Raw genomic sequence first — 17,352 nt, forward strand, 5'->3', positions numbered from 1 at the left:
ACCTAAAGGCTACAAATTATTAAAAGATAAAATAGCTGTAAAAATAGAAAAAGATGTAATAGTAGAAATTAAAATAGGAAATAAGAAATTGCCAGATCCGACTGGCCAATTTGAAATTGAGAAAGTTGATGATAAGGATAGTAATTTAAAACTAAAAAGTGCTGTATTTCAAGTCTTAGATAAAGAAGGTAAAGAAGTTACTAGATTAACAACGGATGAAAAAGGAAAGGTGATTTCCAATCAGTTAGTATTTGGAAAGTATACGATTAAAGAAATAAAAGCGCCAAATGGATATATGTTACTTAGAGATCCAATAGAAATAGAAATTACAGAAGCAGTAAAGACACAACAACTAATAGTGAAAAATGCGAAAAATAATTGGGTAATCCCTAATACTGGTGGCAGCGGAACAACAAGTTTTTACGTGATTGGTTTTATGCTAATGTTTGGCGTACTATATTTCCGTAAGAAAAATCGTATATAAATCGTATAAAAACAGCTGTATATTATGAACTAATTTTTTAAAGTTAGACAGATCGTTGTATTAGATAGTTTTTAGGGCATGAGTTCGGTATTGTACTGGATTCATGCTATTAAATTTGTTGAAGAAGGAAGTGGAATAGTAAACACAGAATATATTAATAAATCAAAATATTCATGAGGTGAAAATGATGGCAATAAAACAAGAAGAAATTAAAGTAGTAGTCGGAGCTGGAGCGTTTAATAATAATCCCGGTTGGATTCAAACGCAAGAAAATGAACTTAACTTACTAGATAAAGCTATGTGGGAAGAAAGATTTGAATATAATTCCATTTCAGCTATTTTAGCTGAACATGTATGGGAACATCTTACGTTTGAAGAAGGTGTAAGAGCAGCTGAAATTTGTTATGAATTTTTAAAGCCAACAGGGCATATTCGGTGTGGTGTTCCTGATGCATTTTTCCGAGATGAAGCATATCAAAATATAGTTCAAATAGGCGGACCTGGCCCGAAAGATCATCCAGCAGCAAGTCATAAAATTGTTCATAATTATAAAACATTAACGAAAATGTTTGAAACTGCTGGATTTGAGGTAGTTTTACTTGAATATTGTGATGAAAATGGTCAGTTTTATTACAAGGAATGGGATGCAAACGACGGTGTTATTTTCCGTTCGAAAAGGTATGATTCTAGAAACAAAGGTGATAAACTTGGTTTTCCATCGCTAATTGTCGATGCGATTAAACGGTAAATCATTCAACAAAAACAGGAGTAATTCTATAAGTTCAAGAGTCGCAAATGCGGCTCTTTTTATTTGTGCGTAAATCTATAGTTAATGAGGAAACATACATGATACTAAATTCTCAACATGCTATAACTCGATTTGAAAATTTTTCAAATCTTTCTTATAACCATTAACTTTAAATTAATACTTCGTTGACATAAAGATTTATTTTATATATATATTCGTGTAAAATAGAGTGAGAACATACATTCTATATAAGGGGGCAATCAAGATGATAGCTGAAATTGGGCAACTAACTGATGGATATATTGTAAAATTTGAACGACAATTTCCATATACAATAGAGGAAGTTTGGTCTGTTTTAACAGAAAACAGTAAGCTAAAAAAATGGATGTCTAATTTACAGATTGAAAGCCTTAAAACAGGTGGAATTATAAAGTTCGACATGATGGACGGTTCATTCATAAACATTGATATTTTAGAGTATCAAGTAAACTCAGTACTTGAATTTACTTGGGATAAAGATCGAGTTCGATTTGAAATACATAAAGAGGAAAATGGTTCCCTTTTACTCCTTAAAGAATACATTCATGAATTAACTGATCATACACCGAAAGATATAGCAGGTTGGCATATTTGTTTAAATCTTTTTTCTTCCGTTCTAGAAGGAGAAGAAAAAGAGTTTTCTAAAGATGAATGGCAACAATGGTTTGAAATATATAAAGATAAGGTTCTTGAAGTAAGAAGATAATCACGTTAAAGGTTATATTCATTATGTAATTATTACATTGTAAAAATGGCTTTTATGAAAAATAAGAATAGAGGTTAATATGAAAGTAAATCAATTAATTGCTAATAACATAAACAAATTAGATACAGTCATTCCATTTAATAAATCGTTTGGAATCGCTGGTTTATCAGGATCAGGTAAAACAACTTTTTGTCAAACGATTGGTGAAGAATCAAAAAAACGATTAGTTTCTTTATTGCCAAAGGCTGAATATCAATATTTATTTCCTAACATTATGGAAACGAATTTTAGTGCTATTAAGATGAAAGATATGCCTTTAGTTCTTTTTCTAGGAAAATCATCGATTTCTTCCAACCCACGTTCAACGATAGGTACTCATACTGGTGTTTTCACAGAAGTACGTGAAAAACTTGCTGAAGTATTTCATCTTTCCCCTGAGGTTTTTTCATTTAATAATCAGTTAGGTTGGTGTACTGGTTGTAAAGGCAGAGGTACTACTAAAAATATTGAGTGTAAAAAATGTAAGGGAAAACGTTATAGCGAAGAAATCGAACAACATACTATAGATTTATTTGCTAAACCACATACAATTTCAAATATTAATGATTTAAGTGTTGAGTCTATTCTTTCGTTAGCGGAAGAGCTAAATATTAGTGAAGCAAAGCAACATATACTGCAAAATATAATTAATATGAACATTGGTTATTTAACATTAAATCGCATTATGGGTACGTTGTCAGGTGGAGAGTTAACACGACTTTATTTGGCTGAATTTATGGCAGTAAGTGAAAATGCTATAATTATTATTGATGAGATTTCAGTTGGACTTGATCATGAAACATTATTACAAATATTAGAAGAGATCAAGCAATTAGGTTGTAAAAATCAAATTTGGCTTATAGATCATTCAGATACAGTACTGGATACAACAGATGAGCAATTGTTCTTTGGACCTGGTAGCGGAAAATATGGTGGACAAATTGTGAAAGAATCACCAAGACCAAAACCAATACTGTGGGATCTAAATAAAGAAATACCAACAGAATATTATACATTCCAAGAATTATATTGCCGTAATATCCAAATGGCGGAGTTTCAGATTCCAAAAAATAGGCTTGTAACAGTTACAGGAGAATCTGGATGCGGGAAATCTACACTTGTCAATGAATGTTTAGCTACAGATTTCATGAAACGATATCCAAAAGATAAATTAGTTATGGTAGGACAAGATCGAAATCAATCCATTACAAGTCGATCAACTGTAGCCACTTTCCTAGATATTAAAAAGAAGTTAACAAAATATAGCGAAGATATTGATGATATTTTTGAGCGTTCGATTGAGGATATTATTGATGAACTTCCAAATGAAGATATTGCGTATAAACGCTTGAGTCTACTAATTAAATTAGGACTTGGTTATTTAACGTTAGAACGAAAAACACAAACATTATCAACAGGTGAGTTTCAATGTGTTCATTTAGTTTCGGAGTTATTTGCAAATACTAGAAATCCACATACATTATTTATATTTGATGAGCCTTCAAAAGGTTTATCACAAAATATTTTAAATCAATTTATAGATAGTGTTAGAGGGATATTGCAAGATGAATCCGTCTCTATCATCATGATTGAACATAATAGGTACATGTTAGAAAGCTCTGATTATATTGTAGATTTCGGGAAAAGACAGCTTGAATCTATAAAGCATCTTGATGTACTAAGTCATGAAGATTATTATCGTCAAAAAAGCAGTGTAAATCATGCTGAGCGAATACATATTTCTTCAGCACTTAAGCATAAAGAAGGCGTTCACTATTTAGAAGAAAATCATATTAACTATTTTAAAAATGCCGAAAACGTTTATAAGGGTGGTATTTTAAAAAGTTTATCATCAATGGCTCGTTTAATTTATGGTGAATATGAATCTGATACAATTGCACCTGTTGTTGCTATTGATCTTGAAAGACATTTATATAGTCAATATAGTTTCTTATATGAAATTGGTGGATTAATTAATCATATTGTAGCTGCTCATCCAACTAATAAAGATACGAGAAGTTTTGATTTCTATTCACAGGAAAATCATTGTCCATCTTGTTCCGGACGTCTTCAAATTGAAGTTTTTGATAAAGAAATTACAATTCAAAATAAAAATGTTCCATTTTGGGACGGTTTATTCGATCCAGAAATCATGAAAGTATTAAAATTTTATCAATATGAAAAAATAGAATTTCTATTCGAAGAAATTAAAAATGAGCTTGGTCACGATTTGTCAAAGAGCTACAATAATATGTCAGCAGAAGAAAAGCATACGTTTTGGTACGGATATTTTGAAAAATCATTTTATGATAAAAAAGGAAAGACACGTAGAACATGGGTAGGATTTAATACGATTATTGGTGGATATATTGTTATTTCAAAAGCAGATATTAAAGAAGAAATTAAGACTTCTAAAGAAATGATGACATGCCCAATTTGTGAAGGGACGGCTTTAAATCATCATAAACCACTTAAATTTGGTAACTCAGATATTCGTGAAATTATCAATCAGCCAGTTGATGAAGTGTTGAAAATAGTCGGTGATTTACCTGCACTTCATAAATTGAAGTCTATAGTTGGTGGCGATATGAGATTGACAGAAGATGTTTCTTTATTGCCAAGAAAAGCACAAGTTGCACTAAAAATGTTTGAATTAGATCAGGCAAGCTTTTCAAACTATGAAATGGTGTTACAAAATGTCTTACCATTTTGGGATGAAATAAAAGGAAATATCGAATCTATTAGTGTTAATAATCAAGTAACTGTTTGTGATTTCCCTAATGTTTATGAAACGAGAGAAAATATTATAGATCAGTATTTCACAAATGGTAAATATAAAAAACTTACGTATGTATACGAAGCATTTGGATATAAAAAGTTAGTTACCCAAATTAATAAAATTAAAAAAAGTAATCCATGTCCATTCTGTAAAGGAAAGAAAGTTATTACTGAAGATAATTTACATGATGGCGTCTATAAACTAACAATTCCATGTGTAACTTGTAATGCAAGTGGTATCAATGATGAAGGGCTTAAAGAAATTGTTGAAGGTGTAGATGTGCAAACATGGTTAACTGGGAAAGTTATTGATATTGTGGATGAGAGCTTATTAACAGAAGCTGTTGCGCAAATACCGATTTTTAATCGCGTTCGCGAATTGGATAAACGAGATATGATGGCGGTTTATGAGTGTCTTGAACGTAATCAGTAAAGTTTTACTAGATTTTGTGTTATTAACATAATTTATATTGTATAGTGATAATAAAGTTATTGAATTTTGATTAAAAAAGATAAGAGCCTTACTACATTCTATATGCAGCAAGGCTCTTTAAAGTTGTTTCAAATTATATCCATCTGCTTATGTAATGCTTAAAAAATGAATAATAAAGTTGTTTACTTCTTATTGAACTAACGCCACCGTTAGTTTAAGTGTAAATCTTCACAATTATTTCATATTATATAGGTGAATAGAAAGATAAATTAGAATTTAGTTTATAATTATAAAAATAAGCTATTTATACCCTAATAATTCTTCAAAAAGGAGAGTGTATGAAAAAGACTATTGTTTTTGTATTAACGATATTTATATTATTCTCAGGATTCGCAACACAAAGTTATGCGTTGTCAGATTCGAAATCTGTGGCAATACAAGCATTGCTAGATGATGCCTGTCGTACATCAGGTGTGCCTGGAATGTCAATCTCAATACTTGCTGATGGTGAAGTGTTCTACTTTTCTTCTGGGTATGCAGATCGTGAAAAGGGATTGTCTGCAAGTGAAAATACACTCTATGAGTTGGCCTCGGTGAGTAAAGCTTTTACTGGTATGGGAATTTTGCTATTGGAAGAGCAAGGGCTACTATCAATGACTGACCCTATCCAAAAATATTTACCTTGGTTTACGTTAAAGTATCAAGGTAAACCTGTTGATATGCAAAAGCTTACACTAAATAACTTTCTTTACCATACCAGCGGCCTAACAAATATTAGACATATTCAAAATATTCCCCAAGGTAATACACCTGATATGTTGCAAAAGACTGTGGAAACGCTGGTAGATGCAGAATTGGCGTTCTCTCCCGGTGAACAATATAACTATGGAACCGTTAATTATGACGTATTGGGTTTGGTTATTGAGATTGTATCACGACAAAGCTATGAAGACTTTATGAAGGAACAGGTATTTCTACCCTTAGGTCTTCACCAGACGTATGTTTATAAAGAAGATGCTCAAGCCACTGGACAGTTAGCACAGGGCTACCGTTCTTCCTTTTTTATAACAACTCCATTTAACGCTCCAGATTATGCTGGGAATAAACCTGCCGGCTATATCATTTCTAATACAAAAGATATGGCGCGTTGGATGGGCATACAGATGGGTATCGTGCAGGACATACCCGAAATATTTCACAGGGCTATCGAAAAATCACATAGGGGTGATATGTCTGTTTCGGCTGTCAATGATATGTATTATGCGGCAGGTTGGTCGGTAAACGCCGAACAAACGTTTATAGAACACACTGGGGGTAATCCAAATTTTAGTACCGAAGTAGCCATACTGCCAAATGAAAGAACAGCCATCTGCTTACTGAGCAACGGCGCAAATACCAATATAAACCTGGTACTAAAAGTTAAAAATATATTAAACGGCAATCTAACTCAGTCATATGAGATAAGCAGCACACAGCTTTTGGACATCATTTTGTCGTCTACCACAATTATTCTTTGCCTATTAGCCGTTCTGTTATTTTTCTCAGGATTAAGAAAAAGGAAAACAAATGAGCAGCAGCCAATGACAAAAAAGAGAACAATCGTAACAATTATTTTCCTAATCGCTACGATTGCCCAGTGTATAATGGTTTTTGCCTTCGATTGGTCAACGATACTTATTTGGCAAACATATAGTGTTCTTACAGCTTTAATTTCGTCAACATTATTAACAGCAAGCATTACTTGGTTTGTATATACTCACCGATTAGATGCCTCGGTCCGAAAATAAGTATAATGTTAAGTAAATAAATCCTGATTTATCGATATTCTTAATTTAAAAAACAGAAGACACCTCGGTGTCTTCTTTAATGTCATCGACACTTCTCCTAGTTAAACGCACTTGCTATTTCTTCCACTAACCTGCCTTGTTAGTAGAAGAAGGATTTTTAAACAACTATATTATTTTTTAAATGACTTTATTGTAAATTAAACAACTTTATTATCTCTGTACATATATTCTTTATAATGTATATATTAACGCAGTATGATTAATACAAGGTAATGAAAAAAGATCCAATTTCTTAATTTCAAAATTAAGAAATTGGATCTTTTAGTATTTTTATGTCCCACATACGGAATTTTTTGTTAAGGAAAATAAGGGAGGAGAGGTGAGAAATTAAAAGGGATAAACGTTTGATATATTATGTAGTTATTATATTATAAAAGTAATAATTAAGGGTGAAAACAGTTCATAAGTGAGATTGTTTGTTTATTAATCATTTCTTTTTATTGTCTGATTTTTTAAATTTAACAGAAATATATACTTGAATGAAGTATATATTTCTGTTAAATTTATCCTATGGATAGAACGAGTTTAATTAAAGGTCATTTAGAAATGTGTGTATTATCTATTTTGTCGAAAAAGAAAAGTTATGGTTATGAGATTATGAAAGAGCTAGAAGTACACAATTTAAAGTTGAAAGGAGTAGGAAGTATTTATCCAATTCTAACTAAGTTGAAAAATCAAGAGTGGGTTAATACTTATCAAGAAGTAACAGACAGTGGTAAAGTTAGGATTTATTATGAAATTAATGAAAATGGGAAAATACGTCTTGAGAAGAAAATTAATGAGTGGTTAGAATTGCAATCAGATATTCAAACATTATTAAAAAGCGGTTTGAAAGGAGACCTTCTGAAATGAGGAATAAATTGATAGGTAAAGAAAAGCAATTTTTAACAGACGTACTTAAGGAATTAAAGCAATACGATATTAGTTTAGAAGAGAGGGAAAATATTAAGCGACAAATAGTAGAACATATTCAAGAATGTCGTGAACATGGTGAAGATAGTATAGATGATTTAGGTACACCTCAATTATTTGTTCAAGATTTTTTAGAAATAAATGAAATTGATTTGCAAGTTAAAATGAAACAACTTCAAAATGAAAAAGGAAAATCTAACACACTTATCTTACGTGGCATATTCATCGCAATTATTACTTACCTCGTCTCGCAAACTATATTTACAATATTTTTAACTGAATCATTTAATCCAACTAATAGTAAAAATACATTTAATTATAATATTTTATATCGTATATCAGAGAATCAATGGTGGAACGTATTATTAATAATGATTAGTTTGACGCTCTCTGTAGTGGTATTTATTAGCTTAGTAAGTTATAAAAAAAGAAAGTATCTAAAGTATAATGAAGAATACGATCTATAAACTGTCTCTAATTTGTATTCTTTGTAATGTATTGATAGTATGTATCACACTTCCCAAAGTTTACGCTCAGCAAAATATTAAAGTTACATTAGATAAGTATATTGAAAAGTTTATAAAGGAGCAGAATATTCCGGGAGCTTCAGTTGCAATTGTACATAATAAAGATGTATTCTTCACAAAAACGATGGGGATTACTGGAGAATCTGAAAAAAAGGTAACTAGTAAAACGCCATTTGCAATCGGCTCAATAAGTAAATCTTTAACAGCTTTAGCTATAGTGAAATTAATAGAAGATAAAAAAATAAAATTAGAGGATCCAGTTCAACGATATCTCCCCTGGTTTAAACTAAAAGATTCTCAAATATCCTCAACTATAACAATCCAACATCTACTAACTCATACAAGCGGAATAAGTACATATGAGGGCTTAGCATTATCAGATAAGCAATCCAAAAGTTCTAGAGCATTAAAAGAAAATGTAATGAAGCTTTCAAATGTAAAAGTAACTGCTCCACCAGGTGAAAAATATCAATATAGTAATACGAATTATATTGTGTTAGGTACACTTATTGAGGAAGTCACAAATGAAACATATTCATCATATATGGAAAAGTATATTTTTCAGCCATTAAATATGAATGGCGCGGCAGCAAGTAAAGAAACTGCATATGAAAAAGGTTATTTAACAGGTTATCAGTCTTGGTTTGGTTTTCCAAGAAAAAGTGTAGTCTCCTATGATAATGCCGGAGCACCGTATGGCTATATTACTGCAAATTTAGAAGATATGATTCAATATATTATGTTTTTGAATCATCCAGGGGATGCACAATTATTAAGGAAAGAAAACATGGATCTTTATCTATCACCACTTTATAAGATAAATCCAGAAAAAAGTTATGGTTTTGGATTAAGGACAACAAATATAAATGAAAGTGAAAAGATGATTTGGCATTCAGGATCAACGCCCGATGCTCGTGCAGAAATATTTACTTTAAATAAAAGTGGCTGGGGTGGTGTAATTCTAACGAATAAAAATCATGTATTAGAAGAAACCGCACTATCAGTATTGAAAAAGGGGATTATTAGTATTTTGAATGGAGAAGAACCGGTTGATATTCCTCAAAACATACCATTAACACAAATTGTTTTGTTGATAGTTACACTGATACTTTTCATAATATCACTTATGTTAATTAAAAAGTATAAACATATGAAAACTGTAAAAAAGCTAATTTGGTTATTTACAGGGAGTCTATCCCTACTATTATCTATTATGTTCATCCCACTACTTACTTATAGTACAAGTTCACCTTGGCGTACGATTAAAATATTTGCGCCAGACGTAGCTTTATTTACAAGTATTATTGTAACTTTATTTGCTGTGAACGGACTAACTTCAATTTTTATAGCCTTAAGAAGGAAGTAAGTATAAGGGGAAAGAATTAAAGAAATATAATTTAAGTGTTATAAACAGTTGACTCTCACACAATGTCATTGTTTAAGATGAAGTTGAGCTTCGAAGTGGATGTAATTTTTAGGAGGAAAACATGTTTAAAATAGGGGATTTTTCAAAACTATCGTCCATTAGTATACGTATGTTGAGACACTACGATAAAGTAGAATTATTGCAGCCAGTAAAAGTTGATGAGCAGAGTGGGTACAGATACTATTCAGCAGCCCAATTAAAGAAAATAAATCAAATTCAAACGTTAAAAGCTATGGGATTTAATATCGCTACCATTAAAGAAATAATAGAATGCGATAATATAGATGGTATTAAGGAACAATTTTTATATCGTAGTGCTCAAATTAAAGAAGACATGGATAACCTACAAAAACAATTACGTCTCCTCGAAAACTCAATGAAAACGATGAGAGAGGATGTTGTTGAGATGAACTATCATGTTTCAATAAAGGAAATTCCAGAAAGAAATGTAGCTAGTGTTAGAAAGGTAATTCCATCTTATAATGCTGAAGGGGACTTATGGGGTATGTTAATGCAAGAAATACAAATGAAAAGTATTAGTATTGCCCATCCGAGTTATAGTATTGCGGTTTTCCATGATCGTGAATACAAAGAAAATGATGTAGATGTAGAAATACAGCTAAGTATTCTAGGTAAGTATAAAAATACAAAAGACGTTACATTTAAAAATGTTGAATCAACTAATGTAGCTTCTATAACGGTTAATGGAAGTTATGAACAGATGACAGCTGTAAATGGGGCTGCAGCAAAATGGATTGAAACGGAAGGTTACGAATTAGCAGGCCCGATGTTTAATATTTATCATGTGAGCCCAGCGATGGAAGCGGATCCTAGTAAGTGGGTTACAGAAGTTTGTTATCCAATTAAATAAGGATAAAGAAAAAAGGCATTATGTATATGCCTTTTTTCTTTGGTTAAATAAATTAGGATTAAAGGTGTTTTTATATACAAATCAAACTAAAATTGGACGGGGATATTTTACTGAAAAAGAACTGCTTAAAGGATTTCAAAAGATGCAACAGATATTAAAAGATGAGGATGTATATATAGACGGGATGTACTATTGTCCACATAATAGTAGTTGCGACTGCCAAAAACCGAATATAGGTTTACTTTTAAAAGCAACGGAAGAACATGATTTGTGCTTAAAAGATTGTTTTCTTATTGGAGATACTGGGAGTACAGATATGATTGCGGCTGAAAGGGCGAATATGAAAAAGATTTTAGTACGAACAGGATGGGGTGAAAGTTCATTAACAAAGTATAGAAATTTGTGGATAGAAACGGCGCCTGATTATATAGCGGAAAATTTACTTGATGCTGTGTGTTGGATTGAAGAGAATTTTTAAACATAATAAAATTATAGTAAACTAGTTTGTAAGATGGTTAATTTAGGAGGGGAAATATTGATACATATAGATAAGAATGTACGAACATCTGGTGCATATGTAGTGTATAAGAATTTATTTGTTTTTCAAGTTGGACCAACGAGTAAAGGAGATACATTAGGTGTAGTAAGGCTCGGCGGACATAAAGAATCCGATGAAACAGCAGTAGAAACTGCTAAAAGAGAAGTGAAAGAAGAAGCTACTATCGATATTACTATTTTGAGTTCACCAAGTACATATTATAAAGAGAACTGGAATGCGCAATCAAAGAAAATAAAGGTAGCAAATGAAATCAATCCAATATTAATTATTGATAGTCCAGATGAAACTTTATCTATTATGTATATAGCGCATTCAGAAAATAAGCCAAATCCATCTTCTGAAACGAATGGACTTCTATTACTTTCTTTAAGTGATATTAGGCTAATTTGTAGTAATGAAATAACACTAAAAGATTATATTAAGCAAGGTGGAATAGCTATATTGAAAGAAAAAATGGATATAGACTTAATCTTACAACCTTATCCGCAACTTATGTTTTTAGCAGGACTTTAAAAAAAGGATCCTGTATTACTTCAACAGTTTCTAAATTAGCAACAAAAGCCACCTTAATAAGGGGCTTTTGTTTTAAATAATTTAATGGTAGGTGTATCCTCCATCAGGAAACAATACATTGCCTGTAGTAAAACTATTTTGCATTAAATATAGAACAGTATGTGCAATTTCATCAATATGACCAGGTCTCTTTACAAGAGAAAGAGATTTATAAGCTTCATAAGCAGCTAGTCTATTTTCGTTTTGTTCATTTTCCCTCCGTATCGTTCCAGGGGAAACAACATTAACTCTTATAGGAGCTATTTCAACAGCTAAAGCTTTCCCTAAACTTTCAATAGCCCCATTACAAGCTCCATAAGCAGGTGCCCCTTTAAGCGGTCTTTGACTAAATGCACCGGACATTAATACGATAGATCCGGAGTCTGAAAGAAAAGGAATTGCATATTTTACGGCATAATATTGTGGCCAAAACTTGCCGATAAAGCTGCTTTCAGCAATATCATCCGTAGCAGTAATTGGTCCAAGGGTATAAGAGGCTCCTGGGGTGAACAAATGATCAAAATTTCCAACCTTTTTGAAAAAATCTTCTAATTGGTTTTTATCCTGATTATCCAATACATAAGTTTGAAGATGGTTGTTACTTATTATTTCTTGAGCAATCCTTAGTTTTTCTTTCGAACGGCCTGCAATAATAACATGTGCTCCTTGTTCGATTGCTTGTTTTGCTGTTGCAAATCCAATACCAGAACTCCCACCAATGATAACGATACGGCTACCTTTTAATGTAGTTATAGACATATTTAAGCCACTCCCTTAATAAAAACTTTAAAATAAAACTGTTATGCTTTTATTATTCGCTAAAAGATAGCAAGTGAAAAGTACGCACTTTATATGTACATAGTCACAAATTTCGTACTAATCGCTATTTATGCGGATAAGTAATATGAAAAATTGCAAAATATGGTTTATGATATCTGAGGAGAGGTGAAAAAAATGGATTTACAAGAACCGAAGTTAAAAGGGGTAATAGCAACATTACAAATAATCGGTGGAAAATGGAAGCCACTCATTTTATTTATTTTGCTAACAGATGGAACAAAACGATTTGGTGAATTAAAGCGATTAATACCAGACATATCTCAAGGAACATTAGCGAAGCAACTTAGGGAATTAGAGCAAGATCAACTAATAGAACGAGAAATTTATCAAGAAATACCACCTAAAGTGGAGTATAGCTTAACTGAGCATGGAAAAACGGTAAGTTTTGTTTTGGATAGTATGTGTGGTTGGGGAAGGAAACATTTAGAATATATAAATAGAGATAAACTATAAATTTATTATGTAAACAAAAGTGTGGAAAGCTACTATTTTGATAATCTATATTTTATAATAAAATGATGTTATCGTACATAAAGTATTAATTGCAGCGGGATAGATGAAAACGTGTATTGCTCGAGGTAAGTACTTGTTCGGGACTGAAAAATGTGTACCAGATATAAAAAGGGATTTACAAAAATATAAATTATGAGTCTATTTCGGGGATCATCATGATTAAACATTTCATGTATAGTAACAAGGGGGAAATAATAAGATGAACGAATTAGAGTACAAAAACTTTTATGATAAAGTAGGAAGATTAAATGGATGGGATTTTAGTAAGGTAAAATGTGAAACTGTAGGAGATACATGGGACTTTTATGGAGAAGTGAAAAAAAGATGTAAACCATCAGACACTCTACTTGATGTTGGTACAGGTGGAGGAGAGAATGTGCTTAACATAGCACCTTCAGCTAAATTTTTAATTGGAATTGATAATTCTAATGGGATGATTGAAACGGCACATTCTAACTTGAAAAAATCAGGTATACAAAATGTCGAGTTTCTTCAAATGGATTCTGAAGCGTTAACGTTTCAGAATGCCTATTTTGATATTGCTTCTAATTGTCACGCACCGTTTATAGCATCTGAGTTAGCAAAAGTAATGAAACAAGGTGCTTTTTTCTTAACGCAACAAGTTTGCGAACATGATAAATTGAATCTTAAAGAAGCATTTGGAAGAGGACAATGCTTAGGTGAAAGAGATGGCACATTAAAAGAAAAGTATATGAATGAACTTATTAGTGTAGGATTTGAACTCGTGCAAGTACGTGAATATGATGTTATTGATTATTACAGTACGCCTGAAGATCTTATTTTCTTATTAAAACATACGCCTATTATTCCTAATTTTGGAGAAGAGGAAGAGGATTTTATTATTTTGCAAAAGTTCATTAAAGCTAATAGTTCTGAAAAAGGTATTCGTACGAATTCAAAACGGTTTATGATAATTGCTGTTAAATTATAACGTATTATAGCGTAAAAACTGCTTTTCTTGTATAGAAAGGCAGTTTTTTGTGTAAAAAAGAATGCAAGGAAAACATAAAAATGTACCCTTATTGATGGTAGATATCAAACAAAAAGACTTTTGGGGCTAGCATATTCATACTAAAGTTGTAGTTTTTATATAAAAAATCAATCCTTCCGTTTGATTTTATTTATTTATAAATGTAATACAATACGAATAGATAATAAGAAATGAGGGGGAATGTAACGTGATTACACATATTTCAGATATAAAACTACAAACGGTTTCTATAGAAGGGGTAAAACAAGTTTATAGGGACATATTATCTTTTCCAATAAAAAAAGAAACAGCATCGTTTATTCAATTTGAAGTAACACCTTATACAACAATTAGTTTCCAAGAAGTGTATGAACCAATTGCACCTGCGCACTTTGCTTTTGAAATTCCATATTCAAAATTTCATGAAACAGCAAGATGGCTTGAAAAGTCTGGATTACTTATTGTGAAATGGAAAGATGGAAATACAATTGGTGAGGAGAACGGTTTATTTAATTTATATTTCAAAGACGGTGATGGAAATCTTCTTGAAATTATCACACATAGTTATGTTAAAGAAGATGTATTAGTACCGCAGTCACCTTTAAACATTTTATATGTAAGGGAAATCGGTCTTCCCGTTAAAAGTGTACCTGTTTTTACGGAATGGTTAAAATCAAATCTAGATATGAGAACGATGGAGGATGGGGATATTTTCAACTTTGTAGTTGGCGGCACTGCATATATCGTCGCGACATGGTGGCAGCGACCTTGGATTCCAATTGCGATGAAAGCTTTACAACCGAAAGTACATGTTTCTTTCGGAACACCGGATCAAGATTTTTTATACCGAATCCAAAATAACTTTAAGGAAAATAGTGTTCCATTTGAATGTAAAGGTAATGAAGTATCATTTATTCAACAGGGATATGCATTTACTGTCTCGCATACACCAGAGTTGCATTCAAATATTCCTAAAGAACTAAACTTACCACTTTCTATTTAAGGATAGAAAGCGGTAAGTTTTTGTATCTTCGAGAAGAAGGTTTTTGTTATGTTTACAGTGAATGTAAAGAAAGGGAAAAGGCGCTATTCAAATTTATTTTATGGAGGTAAACAAAATGAATCTAGGTAATCCGATTGCAAAAGGGAATACAGCAGACATTTATCTATATGATAATAAGATTGTGAAATTATTTAAAGATTACCTCCCAGATACAGAGTCTATGAATGAAGCAAAAAAACAAAAATATGCTTATTCATGCGGATTATCAGTTCCAAACGTATTTGCAGTGACAAAGATAAAAAATAGACAGGCAATTATTATGGAATACGCAAAAGGTGACAGTATAGGTGATCTCCTGCTTAATAATCTAAATGAGGCAGAACATTACATAAATATTTGTGTTAATCAACAAAAAAAGATTCATGCTATACGTGTGAATACGGATGAAACGGAAGCAATGGGGGAAAGGTTAGAGCGTCAAATTAAATCTGTACATAAATTGGATGAAAACCAAAAGGAAAGTATATTGAATAAGTTACATTCAATCAAATTTGAACCTAGATTATGTCATGGCGATTTCCATCCATTTAATCTAATTTTGAGTGAAAAGAATGTAAATATTATAGACTGGGTAGATGCTTGTTCAGGTGATATTCGTGCAGATGTGTTTCGTACATATTTATTGTATGCGCAGTCTTATATAGAATTAGCAGAAATGTATTTGCAAATATATTGCAGTAATACCAATCTAACAAGAGATGAGATCTTTCAATGGGCTCCTGTTATGATTGCAGCTAGATTGTCTGAGAAATTATCTCCGCAAAATGAAGTATATTTAAACAGATTATTGACTCAGTATTTATAAGTAATAAAACAAAGTTTGTCTAGTAGCTAATTAATAAATATAGTTGTTTAACTAAAGTTGCCTTGTGGTTAAACAACTGTATTTTTAAATATTGATATAGGTATATTTAGTTTCAATCTTCATCCTATAAAGGTTCATAATCCGTACTTGTTCCTCAGTTAATTCTTCTTTATCCCAATACATATGCATTAAACTATATTCAAAAAGCTCCTTTAATTTTATAAACAATGGAAACTTGTCTATTATCTCTTTAGGTAGTTCATTTTCCTCTTGATACCCTTCAAATAGTGCTTTTGTAATAGAATACTCATAGTCAACAATATTCCCATCTCCAGCAAATGAATATTCTATCGCACTATAAATAGGAACGGCTAAATCGAATATATAAAAATGTTTTTCGCAGTCTTGAAAATCTATCATTGTTAAGTTTGAATTATTTTCAACTAAAATGTTTTCTAACCATAAATCTCCGTGTATTAAGCCGTAATTTGAAGGGGATTTTTGTAGTTCCTTTATGGAAGTTAAAACGTCAGATGCCATCTCTCTTATAGTCGTCTCTTCTTTAGGGATATATTTAAGAAAATTATATTCTTCATTTTCATACCAATCGTTTATATGTTTTACTGGTTTAATCTTTTCAAAGCTTTTAGAAATACGATGTAGTTTTCCAATTTGTTTACCAAGCTTTCTAAATATATTAGAATTCCATTCGCACCTTGGTAAATGTATTCCTGGAGCAGCTTTATATAATACGGCAAGAATTTCCTTGTCTAATGTTAACCTTTCTACTAAATTCCCATTAAGAGAAGGTATGATTGGAGGAACCGCTAAACCATTTTCATATAAAAAGTTCGTATATGTAACTTCTTCTAACTGTTCTTCATATGTTTTGTAGTTTGTAATTCTAATGAAGTATGTATCTAGTTCTGTAAGACATTGATACATTTCATTCGTTATTGGTTTAATGTTAATAAAATTTAATGGATATCGTTCATTTAGTAATCTAAGTATTCCTTTTTCTAACTCGTTCATTGTAACGCCCTTTCCAAACTTTAATTTTTTACTAGAGAATTAAAAGAATCTTAATTTACAACATTCGTGTTTTATTTTTGATATCCTTTAAAATGAAGCATTTTGTAATGAATGGCCCATGTTATAAAACACAAGAAATATCAAAAGAAAGAAACGAATCTCTTTTATACTTTTATATAAGGAGTGA

General features: G+C 31.4%; 17 protein-coding genes. 15 read left to right on the forward strand and 2 right to left on the reverse strand.

Going from position 1 to position 17,352, the window contains the following annotated elements; genetic code table 11:
- The 11 genes from ACXY7N_RS22085 to ACXY7N_RS22135 form a co-directional block, all read left to right on the forward strand.
- Positions 1-484 (forward strand): SpaA isopeptide-forming pilin-related protein (locus ACXY7N_RS22085; protein ID WP_488592607.1); only part of this gene is annotated, 484 nt, incomplete at its 5' end.
- A gap of 187 nt (positions 485-671) precedes the next feature.
- Complete coding sequence (locus tag ACXY7N_RS22090) at positions 672-1,232, forward strand: class I SAM-dependent methyltransferase (protein ID WP_033659703.1); 561 nt, start codon at positions 672-674, stop codon at positions 1,230-1,232.
- A 265-nt stretch (positions 1,233-1,497) separates the two neighbouring features.
- Complete coding sequence (locus ACXY7N_RS22095; protein ID WP_016134546.1) at positions 1,498-1,977, forward strand: SRPBCC family protein; 480 nt, start codon at positions 1,498-1,500, stop codon at positions 1,975-1,977.
- A 79-nt stretch (positions 1,978-2,056) separates the two neighbouring features.
- The gene (locus tag ACXY7N_RS22100) at positions 2,057-5,227 is read left to right on the forward strand and encodes an ATP-binding cassette domain-containing protein (protein WP_016134547.1); all 3,171 of its coding nucleotides are present in this window, start codon (positions 2,057-2,059) and stop codon (positions 5,225-5,227) included.
- Positions 5,228-5,565: 338 nt separating this feature from the next.
- Positions 5,566-7,014, forward strand: a complete 1,449-nt coding sequence (locus ACXY7N_RS22105; protein ID WP_016093005.1) for a serine hydrolase domain-containing protein — start codon at positions 5,566-5,568, stop codon at positions 7,012-7,014.
- A 570-nt stretch (positions 7,015-7,584) separates the two neighbouring features.
- Positions 7,585-7,926 carry a PadR family transcriptional regulator gene (locus tag ACXY7N_RS22110; protein ID WP_016087774.1) on the forward strand — a complete coding sequence of 114 codons (342 nt, stop codon included), beginning with the start codon at positions 7,585-7,587 and terminating at the stop codon, positions 7,924-7,926.
- A complete protein-coding gene (locus ACXY7N_RS22115; RefSeq protein WP_016087773.1) occupies positions 7,923-8,453 on the forward strand; it encodes a DUF1129 domain-containing protein in 531 nt (176 codons plus the stop codon). Before ACXY7N_RS22110 ends, ACXY7N_RS22115 begins: the two co-directional genes overlap by 4 nt.
- Positions 8,434-9,879, forward strand: a complete 1,446-nt coding sequence (locus tag ACXY7N_RS22120; protein ID WP_016134548.1) for a serine hydrolase domain-containing protein — start codon at positions 8,434-8,436, stop codon at positions 9,877-9,879. The genes ACXY7N_RS22115 and ACXY7N_RS22120 overlap by 20 nt, the downstream gene beginning before the upstream one ends.
- A gap of 121 nt (positions 9,880-10,000) precedes the next feature.
- Positions 10,001-10,810, forward strand: a complete 810-nt coding sequence (locus ACXY7N_RS22125) for a MerR family transcriptional regulator (RefSeq protein ID WP_016134549.1) — start codon at positions 10,001-10,003, stop codon at positions 10,808-10,810.
- Complete coding sequence (locus tag ACXY7N_RS22130; RefSeq protein WP_082181402.1) at positions 10,797-11,288, forward strand: HAD-IIIA family hydrolase; 492 nt, start codon at positions 10,797-10,799, stop codon at positions 11,286-11,288. The genes ACXY7N_RS22125 and ACXY7N_RS22130 overlap by 14 nt, the downstream gene beginning before the upstream one ends.
- 57 nt (positions 11,289-11,345) lie before the next feature.
- Positions 11,346-11,882 (forward strand): NUDIX hydrolase, encoded by a 537-nt coding sequence (locus tag ACXY7N_RS22135; RefSeq protein WP_488592608.1) that lies wholly within the window; start codon positions 11,346-11,348, stop codon positions 11,880-11,882.
- A gap of 81 nt (positions 11,883-11,963) precedes the next feature.
- On the opposite strand, the gene ACXY7N_RS22140 is transcribed toward ACXY7N_RS22135, so the two are convergent.
- Positions 11,964-12,680 (reverse strand): SDR family oxidoreductase, encoded by a 717-nt coding sequence (locus tag ACXY7N_RS22140; protein WP_016134552.1) that lies wholly within the window; start codon positions 12,678-12,680, stop codon positions 11,964-11,966.
- Between the two features lie 195 nt (positions 12,681-12,875).
- Here ACXY7N_RS22140 and ACXY7N_RS22145 point away from each other — a divergent pair, with 195 nt between their 5' ends.
- From ACXY7N_RS22145 to ACXY7N_RS22160, 4 genes are all read left to right on the forward strand, one after another.
- Positions 12,876-13,214, forward strand: a complete 339-nt coding sequence (locus tag ACXY7N_RS22145) for a winged helix-turn-helix transcriptional regulator (RefSeq protein WP_088083762.1) — start codon at positions 12,876-12,878, stop codon at positions 13,212-13,214.
- Positions 13,215-13,473: 259 nt separating this feature from the next.
- Positions 13,474-14,226: a class I SAM-dependent methyltransferase gene (locus ACXY7N_RS22150; RefSeq protein WP_016134554.1), complete on the forward strand. Its 753-nt coding sequence runs from the start codon at positions 13,474-13,476 to the stop codon at positions 14,224-14,226.
- 247 nt (positions 14,227-14,473) lie between these two features.
- The gene (locus ACXY7N_RS22155; RefSeq protein WP_016134555.1) at positions 14,474-15,268 is read left to right on the forward strand and encodes a VOC family protein; all 795 of its coding nucleotides are present in this window, start codon (positions 14,474-14,476) and stop codon (positions 15,266-15,268) included.
- Positions 15,269-15,383: 115 nt separating this feature from the next.
- On the forward strand, positions 15,384-16,133 hold the full coding sequence (locus tag ACXY7N_RS22160) for an aminoglycoside phosphotransferase family protein (protein WP_016134556.1): 750 nt from the start codon (positions 15,384-15,386) through the stop codon (positions 16,131-16,133).
- 84 nt (positions 16,134-16,217) lie between these two features.
- On the opposite strand, the gene ACXY7N_RS22165 is transcribed toward ACXY7N_RS22160, so the two are convergent.
- Positions 16,218-17,165, reverse strand: coding sequence for a phosphotransferase enzyme family protein (locus tag ACXY7N_RS22165; RefSeq protein ID WP_431153939.1), 948 nt, complete (start codon positions 17,163-17,165; stop codon positions 16,218-16,220).
- Between the last annotated feature and the right edge of the window lie 187 nt (positions 17,166-17,352).

This window comes from Bacillus sp. 5w2 (genome assembly GCF_054353775.1).